The organism is Bartonella refiksaydamii (assembly GCF_902652675.1).
Lineage (GTDB): Bacteria > Pseudomonadota > Alphaproteobacteria > Rhizobiales > Rhizobiaceae > Bartonella > Bartonella refiksaydamii.
The window spans coordinates 1-7,520 of sequence record NZ_LR736325.1 but is presented as its reverse complement, the minus strand read 5'-3'; the positions used below and the strand labels follow the sequence as shown (position 1 = coordinate 7,520).

Below are 7,520 nucleotides of genomic sequence, written 5' to 3'. Positions count from 1 at the left end.
CCCCAACTTTTATCTACGCATCCAGAATCTTAAAAAAGATATATAATATCAATAAGTTGTTTTGGATAAAAAAGAGCATGGTGCCCCCAGAGAGCGAATCAGGCTTTAGCAACAAGATTCAAAGTATATAAAGATGTGTAAGGGCGTATTGATGTCTATAGCTTTTTATGATTCAATAAAAAAAGTAAGTATTAAAGAAAAAATCTCAAATCAGAAATTAAAGGTGGTCTAAAAGGTGGACCCAAAAAGGTGGACGAGCAATGCTTGAAAAGGTGGACGAGAGGGGACGTTAAGTGAGGGCGATTCATCGGTTATCAGCATCATTCGTAAAGACGTCTCCGCAGGGTAAATATTGTGATGGGGCGGGGCTATGGTTGAATGTTCGAAAAGACAATACACGCTCTTGGTTTTTTCGCTATACGCACCACAATAAGCGCCGAGAAATGGGACTTGGTCCTGTTACGAAACTCTCTTTAAAAGAAGCGCGTGAGCTTACAAGATATTATAGTGATATTCTTAAAGAAGGCAATGATCCTATTGTCTTTCGAGAACAGACTATTTTAAAACAGCAAAGCAATATTTTTCAAGAAATTGCAAAAGCGGCTTTTGAAAGCAAAAAAGCAGAGTTGAAAAATGAAGGTAAAAACGGCCGCTGGTTTTCTCCACTAGAGTTGCACGTGATTCCACACATAGGTAATTTACCTATAGAAAAATTAACAGCCAATATCATTCGCAATGTTCTCGCACCCCTTTGGCATGAAAAAGCAGATACGGCAAGAAAAGCACTTAATCGTATTAACATTTGCTTGAAATATGCTGCGGCTCTTGGTTTAGATGTTGATCTACAGGCTTGTATGAAGGCACGCGCTCTTTTAGGAAAACCACGTGCGACATCAACAAATATTCCTGCTATGCCATGGCAAGAGGTTCCGGCATTTTATCAAAGCTTGGATGATAAGATCCTTTCAAATTTAGCACTGAAGTTATTGATTTTGACAGGAGCACGGTCATATCCATTGCGCTATTTGCGCCTTGAACAAATTGACAAAAATATATGGACGATACCAAAAGAAAACATGAAAGGTATTGTAGGGAAAGTTTCAGACTTTCGTGTGCCACTAAGTGATGAAGCTTTGAGAGTTATTGAAAAAACTCTCCCCTTTGAAAAGGATGGTTTTCTCTTTTCTGGTCTTAAAGGCAAACCGATTTCGGATGCTACCATGGCAAAGTATATGACAGTTTGTGGTTTGACTTATCGTCCCCATGGTTTTCGTTCAAGCTTACGGGATTGGATAGCAGAGACAACGTCAACACCATTTGAGATTGCCGAAACTGTTCTTGCACATACAGTTGGGAGTTCAGTGACGAAAGCCTACATGCGAACGGATTTTTTAGAACAGCGACATGTTCTCTTGGAACAGTGGGCTTCATTTATAACAGGATAGAATTTTTACAATTACCTCTACAGTGTTTTTAGCTATTTTGAGGAGAAATTTGATATGTCACAATTCTGTGAAAATAACAGTTTTAAATGTGTAAAGCTATTATTGATAGCCTCCATGAGACGAGCAAAATTAAGAATCCATTTTCTAAAGAATTTCGCGCGTCTCAGAGTATGTTTAGAGTCGGATATTTGGTTTTTGTGTAAAAATACTTGCCAACGCATCCATGAGGCGTGAAAAATCAAGCGCTAATAAGAGTATAATGAGTACAATCCATTTCGTATAACGTGACATCACTTTTACACTTTTATAGGTCATGATCATTTCCTGAAGGATTTCTTTTTCTGCTTCTGTAAGTTCTGTATCGTCTTTTGTTCTTTTTCTAGCCATGTTTCCACCCACACAAGTGTTCGCCCTGTTTATTGTGCTTTAAGATCTCTCTTGCTAAGTTTGAACTGATGGCGTTCAGATCTTGTTTGTTTAAATAAATAGGTAGCCAACCAACACAAGAAGAAGCATATTTATTTGTCGCGCAACCAGTCAGAGAGAGCAGCACGCACATCAGCATCACTTTTTTGATTAATTTCATTTTCCACCTCCAGTCGTGTTGTTGCTGCTTTTAAAGCCTGTTCAGTTTGCTTTTGCTGTTCTGCTTTTTTCCCAAGAGTAAAAGCTCTTGCTAAAGCGATAAAAAAAGCGGCTAAAGCCGCACCTGTTAGCATCAAATTTCTTTTCATCCATAAGATCATAGACGGTGCTCCTGAAAGCGTTTAGCAACAAAGAAAATACCAGCACATGCGGCTAAAACCATAATGGCGGCTAGTGCCCATTGGATGGGACCATTGCCTGCTAACAAGCCACCAAGACCTGAGAAAGAGCCAATGATTGGTGCAAGGGCTTCTGCTTTGAAAATTCCCGTTGGGGATTGCGTTTCGACTGTTTGATAATTGGAGGAAACATAAGCCCCTTTCGCCCATAGCCCTGCTTCTGCTGCACGTCGGTGTGCGAGACCTTGAAGACACTTACCACTTGCTTTGGTCCATTTTTGTAGCTCTGCAGGAACTGCTTCATATTCACCACTATTAAGCTTTTTTAACAGTGTAGAGTTACAAAAAGCTGTTGTACCTACATTATAACAAAAAGATACTAATGCCGCGAATTGTTCATCCGTTAATGAAACTGTAACAGCGCGTTCAACGACATTTTCAAATTGCCTTAAGTCTTGGCAAAGAAGTTCTTCTGCTTGCTTTTCCGTGACTGTCATACCTTTGTGAACAAAAGGTTTTCCAGCACTGTTTGTATGTCCATAACCGATTGTCCACACACCAATGGCATCTTTATAGGCATTCAAACGCAAGCCTTCCCATTGTTTTATGAGTGCTAGTCCTTCTGATGATATTTTTCGCATATGTTGCTCCATAAAAAAAATCCCCACACAAGGCGGGGATGCGTGAATATTAAAAATGAACTTCTTTCTCTCTTGACAAACGTTCGTTTATAAACGAATGTACATCATGTTTGAAATACATCACTACCTTACCTCTGATGGCAAAGACTTGATAGCTGATTGGTTGCGAAAGCTCCGTGATATGCAGGCTAAAACTGCAATTATTCGCCGCCTTAATCGTTTAGAGCAGGGAAACTTTGGCGATTTCAAGCCGCTTCGTGATGGTGTTCATGAATTGCGTATTAATGTTGGTCCTGGCTACCGGTTTATTATGCCCAATCTGGAAAGACCGTATTGTTGCTATTATGCGGTGGCACCAAAAAAACACAAGAGACTGATATTACTCGCGCATGTGCTTGCTGGCGTGATTGGCAAAACCGTGAAGATTAAAGGAGTGCAAAAATGAAAGACCGTAACCATGATGATGCAATGGCAGAAATATTCCGTGATGACCCTGAGTTGGCAGCAGCTACCCTTGATGCTATCCTAGCAGATGGTGATCAGGGTGAGCTGCTTGTAACTCTACGCCAAATGGCCAAAGCTTATGGTGGTGTTCAAGCTGTAGCTAAAGCAGCCAACTTGAATCCAACACAACTTTACCGTACACTTTCAGAACAAGGCAATCCAGAGTTCCGCAGCTTGAATGCTTTATTGCGTACCATGGGGTTTCGTTTGGCAATACAGCCTCTTGAACGACCAGTTCCGCACGTTTAATCTCTATGTTGAGTGTATTGAGCATCTTCCTAAAAAACAGTGTTTTGCGGCAAAATATTTATATATCTTCTTTATCCATATGGATAACGCCATCGCCTTCATCGCATGCGTCTGGTGGGGCGTTTGGATCAAGGGTATCATCTTTGTCTGGTGTTGTGTTTGCAACGTTTTCAGCCGCATCTTCTTGTGATGCATCAAAAAGTTCGCACTCTATTTTTGTGGTGTAACCGCCCGTTTTATCAAGTTTGTGTTTGACACTTTTGATGCGCCATTCTGCTGGTATATAGGGGCGAAAAGGCGGCTCCTGAACAAGCTTTGCTTCTGCTTGCACAAAGGGATCACCACCAATATCACATGAGAAAGAAGATTTACCGCGTGATGACCTATTGCGATAAGCGGCAATGGCCGCAACAGCTTCTGCTTGATTATGGTAGGTGTATTTGAGTTCATGAAACGGCGGGTTACCAGATTTTACTTCTTTTTTTTCACTACTGCGTAAATCATAATAGGTTGCGATAACACCACCTTTTTTCTCTTTTCTTCCTCTTCTTTCTCAGCTGTTGTTTCTGCTTTTTCCGTTTCAGATGATGATGGTGCTGCTCTGTCACTTTCATCCATATGGATGAAGTTTTCATCATCATCAATCTCTTCTGGGGCTCGTGCATTTGCTGCGGCTTTTTGGTCGTTCCCCACATCCGTTTCTAAGCCATTGGCTGCACCAGCTTCATCCCGTGCGCTGTATTTAAAATCCCAAGAGGTACAGTGTTTTTCATGGATTACAACAATAGGGAGTGTTTCACCGGTAATGGTTTTACCTTCACCACGTTTGGCAAGTACAAGCTTGCCATCAACAGGTTTTGCCACCGCATCATATTCTCCTGCAAGACGTGCGGCAAAAGCCATATCGCTTTCGGCTGTTTGATCAATATGACGCACAACAATTTTTGCAAGAGCAGGATCAACTTTGGGGGTATAGCCATTACGCTGCGCTATCTCTTGAACAATACTGCCAAGGGTTTTCTGGTGATAGGATTGGCTTTTAGGTGTTCGGTAGGATGTATTCATTGACGCGGCGCGCCCTGTAACGTTTAAGCTTTGTGGTGGGCTGCTAACAGAGATTTCATCAATCAAATAGGCTCCCATATCGCGGTTTTTGCCGCCTTCATAGCCAAGTGTTATGGAAATAACCGTTCCGATAAGAGGAATGTCTAAAAAGCCATTATCACTGTCACGTGCGCGGTCATCAAGTTCTATGGTGATACGGTCGCTTTTGTCTTCTGCTTCATCGGTAATTTCAATCGACAAAACATAGTCCATGAGGCTTCTTGTAATGTCTTCTCCATTTGCCAGAATCGTGCAAAAAGGTTTCATTTCTTGCTACCCCAAAGTCTGATTACTGGTGTAGCTTTAGGATAAGGCAAAGAAGGCAAAACAATTGTGATACCTGCTTTTAAAATGGGTCCATAGTCTGCAAGCCCAAAATTCGCCGCATAGACGCGTTCAACAGCAAGTGCTTGTTGACCTTTGGCATAATATCTCCAGCAAATGGCATCCACCATATCGCCCTCTTTGGTTCTGTAAAGATCACTCATTGGTCTTCCCCATATTCTCTCAATTTTATCGTAAATTCTTGTTTTTTGGGGGTGCCGTTATGATGAAAAACGCTTTGTTTTTCCTCCACGGAAAGAATGACAAATTTTCCTAAAATCCTTCCATGACCTGTTACAAGGATGTGAGGTCCCTCATGTGCCATTTGCCGCAAATATTCGATCTGCCTGTGACCGCCTTTAAAATCTGGATAAATCACGCCTGCTAAAGAAAATTCCGCATTTGCAACAGCTGGCAATTGAAGAGCCGCCTTTCGCCCCAATCGCCCTTGCTCCACCCATGGAACACCATAAGACATATCAAGTGTTTGATAAGCTGCTGTTTCAATGGAAAAGATAAAACCACCCAAAGCTAACATCATGGTATTTAATCCGAAAGGCTAGAGGCTATGGCTAAACGTTGCTGTTTTGCATAGCGTTCAAGTGCTTGATTGACAGCGTCTCTGATTTCGTCCTTGAGACCATTTGGTACTGAAATATTGAGATTTGTAATGGTTACACGGGCGTCTACTTCAACGGGTTTATGAACCGTAATGGGCTTTGGAGCTTTAAAGGCAGCCACTTTTGCATTTGGAGCCTCCAGATGTCTTGTTTCGACTGCTCCTGTATTGAAACCGCTCTTGCCTTTTCCAGAGGGGAGAGAGGGAACAATTGCTGTGCCAACCATTTTTTTTGCCCGAGCATTGGTTTCCTCGGTAAAGGTTTTAATCGTTTGGGTTGAAGTTTTATTGATTGTAGCCTTAAATTCTGACTTTTTTCCTCCCCAGCCAGGTATCCAGCTGGTTAATGTGCTTATCATGCCGCTAAACCATTCGGACAGGGCTTGCCACTGGCTTTTGATCCCCTCCCAAAGCCCGTTAATCAGATTGGCTCCTGCTTCCATGAGATTGACCCCAAACAGCCAATCAATTAATGCATTGATTTTTTTTGCAATCCAAGAGAGCGGTGAAAAGTTTTTAAAGAGTGTAAAGAGGTTACTGAAAATGTTACTGCATAAGTTGGCAAAAGAATTCCACAAGTTGCTTATGAAGCTTACTACCGTATCCCAATTTTTGTAGAGCAAATATCCAGCTCCAACAAGTGCTGCTATGCCGCCAATGATCCAGCCAACAGGTGTGGTCATGATTGCGATACCAAGCGATATAAAAGCAGAACCAACGGCAGCTATTGCTGGAATGAGTGAAGCTATAAGAGTTACAGCAAGTCTGGCAACTGCAGAAGCCGCCGAGACTAATGCCGACAGCAGCGCTCTTGTAAGAGTTTTAACAAGCCCCATAAAAGCTTTATCCGCCGCGATTATTTTTGAAAGGAGGGATTTTCCAAGTCTTGCAGCAAGCCCCATAAATGCCGAACAAACTGAGCCTACTGCTGCAAGCAGTGGTCCTACAAGAGTGACAGTAATTCTCATAAAAGCTACACTAACCACGGTTAAGGATGCAATCAACCAGCCATTGATTTTGTTCCAGTTTTTGTAGAGTAGATATCCAGCCCCCACAAGTGCTGCAATACCGCCAATGAGCCAACCGATAGGCGTGGTCATAAGAGTATAGCCCAGTGTGACAAACGCTGCTCCCGCTGCGGCTAATGCGGCAATGAGTGGACCAAAAATAAACGAACCAAGTGCTACAAGTCCCACCTTAAAGAGGGTTATTTCACCGATTAGCGGCTCCATCCAGCGAAACCAGCTTTTAATCCTCTCTGTGAGATCAGTGATGCCTCTTCTCAAATCAGAAGTAGGATTAAACAAATCCTTCAAGACTTTTTTTAAGGTTTTTGCCCATCCAGCAACGGTTGTCTGAATGAGGTCGCGGTTTTCATCAATCAATTTTGAAAAAGCATCAATCATATCATTGATGACGGGCATAAAACGCGCCCCAATAAAACTGGTAATGCCCCCTATTTTTTTCTTAAAGGCACCAAGCTTATCACTTAAATCTGCTGCATAACGTGCAACATCAGCACCTATCAGCCATTTTCCTTTCCTAGCCTTTGCAAAGAGTTCTTTGATGGGCGCCATGCCTTGCGCAAGCATGGCTGCCATTTCCTTGCCATCTCCACCAAACAGCAGAGCAGCAATGTGTTGTCTTTGCGCTTGATTTTTCATCTTACTCATCTTGTCGGTAATTTCTTCTAACAAGACAGAGTTTGATTTCAGTTTTCCCGAGGCGTTTTTGACAGAAATACCAAGCGCTTCAAAGCCCATAATGCCTCTTTTTTGCCCAGCAAAAGCTTGCGCAGAACGTCTATTTAAAGTTGCTAAGGATTGTTGAAAGAGTTCGGCAGAATATCCTGAATTATCCGCTGCATCCC

At 42.2% G+C, this 7,520-nt stretch carries 9 protein-coding genes and 2 pseudogenes; 3 read left to right on the top strand and 8 right to left on the bottom strand.

What is annotated here, in order from left to right:
* Positions 1-293 precede the first annotated feature (293 nt).
* A complete protein-coding gene (locus GQO39_RS07805; RefSeq protein ID WP_156851678.1) occupies positions 294-1,445 on the top strand; it encodes a tyrosine-type recombinase/integrase in 1,152 nt (383 codons plus the stop codon).
* Between the two features lie 174 nt (positions 1,446-1,619).
* On the opposite strand, the gene GQO39_RS07800 is transcribed toward GQO39_RS07805, so the two are convergent.
* Genes GQO39_RS07800 through bgtA form a run of 4 tightly spaced genes read right to left on the bottom strand, consistent with a single transcriptional unit; the run spans position 1,620 to position 2,850 of the window.
* Complete coding sequence (locus GQO39_RS07800) at positions 1,620-1,832, bottom strand: hypothetical protein (protein ID WP_156851677.1); 213 nt, start codon at positions 1,830-1,832, stop codon at positions 1,620-1,622.
* On the bottom strand, positions 1,825-2,031 hold the full coding sequence (locus GQO39_RS09315; RefSeq protein WP_246668551.1) for a hypothetical protein: 207 nt from the start codon (positions 2,029-2,031) through the stop codon (positions 1,825-1,827). Before GQO39_RS09315 ends, GQO39_RS07800 begins: the two co-directional genes overlap by 8 nt.
* On the bottom strand, positions 1,964-2,191 hold the full coding sequence (locus GQO39_RS07795) for a hypothetical protein (protein ID WP_156851676.1): 228 nt from the start codon (positions 2,189-2,191) through the stop codon (positions 1,964-1,966). The genes GQO39_RS09315 and GQO39_RS07795 overlap by 68 nt, the downstream gene beginning before the upstream one ends.
* Positions 2,188-2,850: a gene transfer agent endolysin BgtA gene (gene bgtA, locus GQO39_RS07790; protein ID WP_156851675.1), complete on the bottom strand. Its 663-nt coding sequence runs from the start codon at positions 2,848-2,850 to the stop codon at positions 2,188-2,190. Before bgtA ends, GQO39_RS07795 begins: the two co-directional genes overlap by 4 nt.
* Before the next feature lie 106 nt (positions 2,851-2,956).
* Between bgtA and GQO39_RS07785 the strand changes: the two are divergent.
* Both GQO39_RS07785 and GQO39_RS07780 read left to right on the top strand, forming a co-directional pair.
* A pseudogene (locus GQO39_RS07785) lies at positions 2,957-3,279 on the top strand (type II toxin-antitoxin system RelE/ParE family toxin).
* A 12-nt stretch (positions 3,280-3,291) separates the two neighbouring features.
* A complete protein-coding gene (locus tag GQO39_RS07780; protein ID WP_156851674.1) occupies positions 3,292-3,603 on the top strand; it encodes a helix-turn-helix domain-containing transcriptional regulator in 312 nt (103 codons plus the stop codon).
* A 58-nt stretch (positions 3,604-3,661) separates the two neighbouring features.
* Here GQO39_RS07780 and GQO39_RS07775 read toward each other — a convergent pair.
* From GQO39_RS07775 to GQO39_RS07760, 4 genes and pseudogenes are all read right to left on the bottom strand, one after another.
* Positions 3,662-4,974, bottom strand: a pseudogene (locus GQO39_RS07775) (phage late control D family protein).
* Positions 4,971-5,195 carry a tail protein X gene (locus tag GQO39_RS07770; RefSeq protein ID WP_007552690.1) on the bottom strand — a complete coding sequence of 75 codons (225 nt, stop codon included), beginning with the start codon at positions 5,193-5,195 and terminating at the stop codon, positions 4,971-4,973. Before GQO39_RS07770 ends, GQO39_RS07775 begins: the two are co-directional and overlap by 4 nt.
* On the bottom strand, positions 5,192-5,572 hold the full coding sequence (locus GQO39_RS07765; RefSeq protein WP_156851673.1) for a phage tail protein: 381 nt from the start codon (positions 5,570-5,572) through the stop codon (positions 5,192-5,194). Before GQO39_RS07765 ends, GQO39_RS07770 begins: the two co-directional genes overlap by 4 nt.
* Before the next feature lie 5 nt (positions 5,573-5,577).
* The coding region (locus GQO39_RS07760; protein ID WP_156851672.1) for a phage tail tape measure protein at positions 5,578-7,520 on the bottom strand (1,943 nt) is incomplete at its 5' end.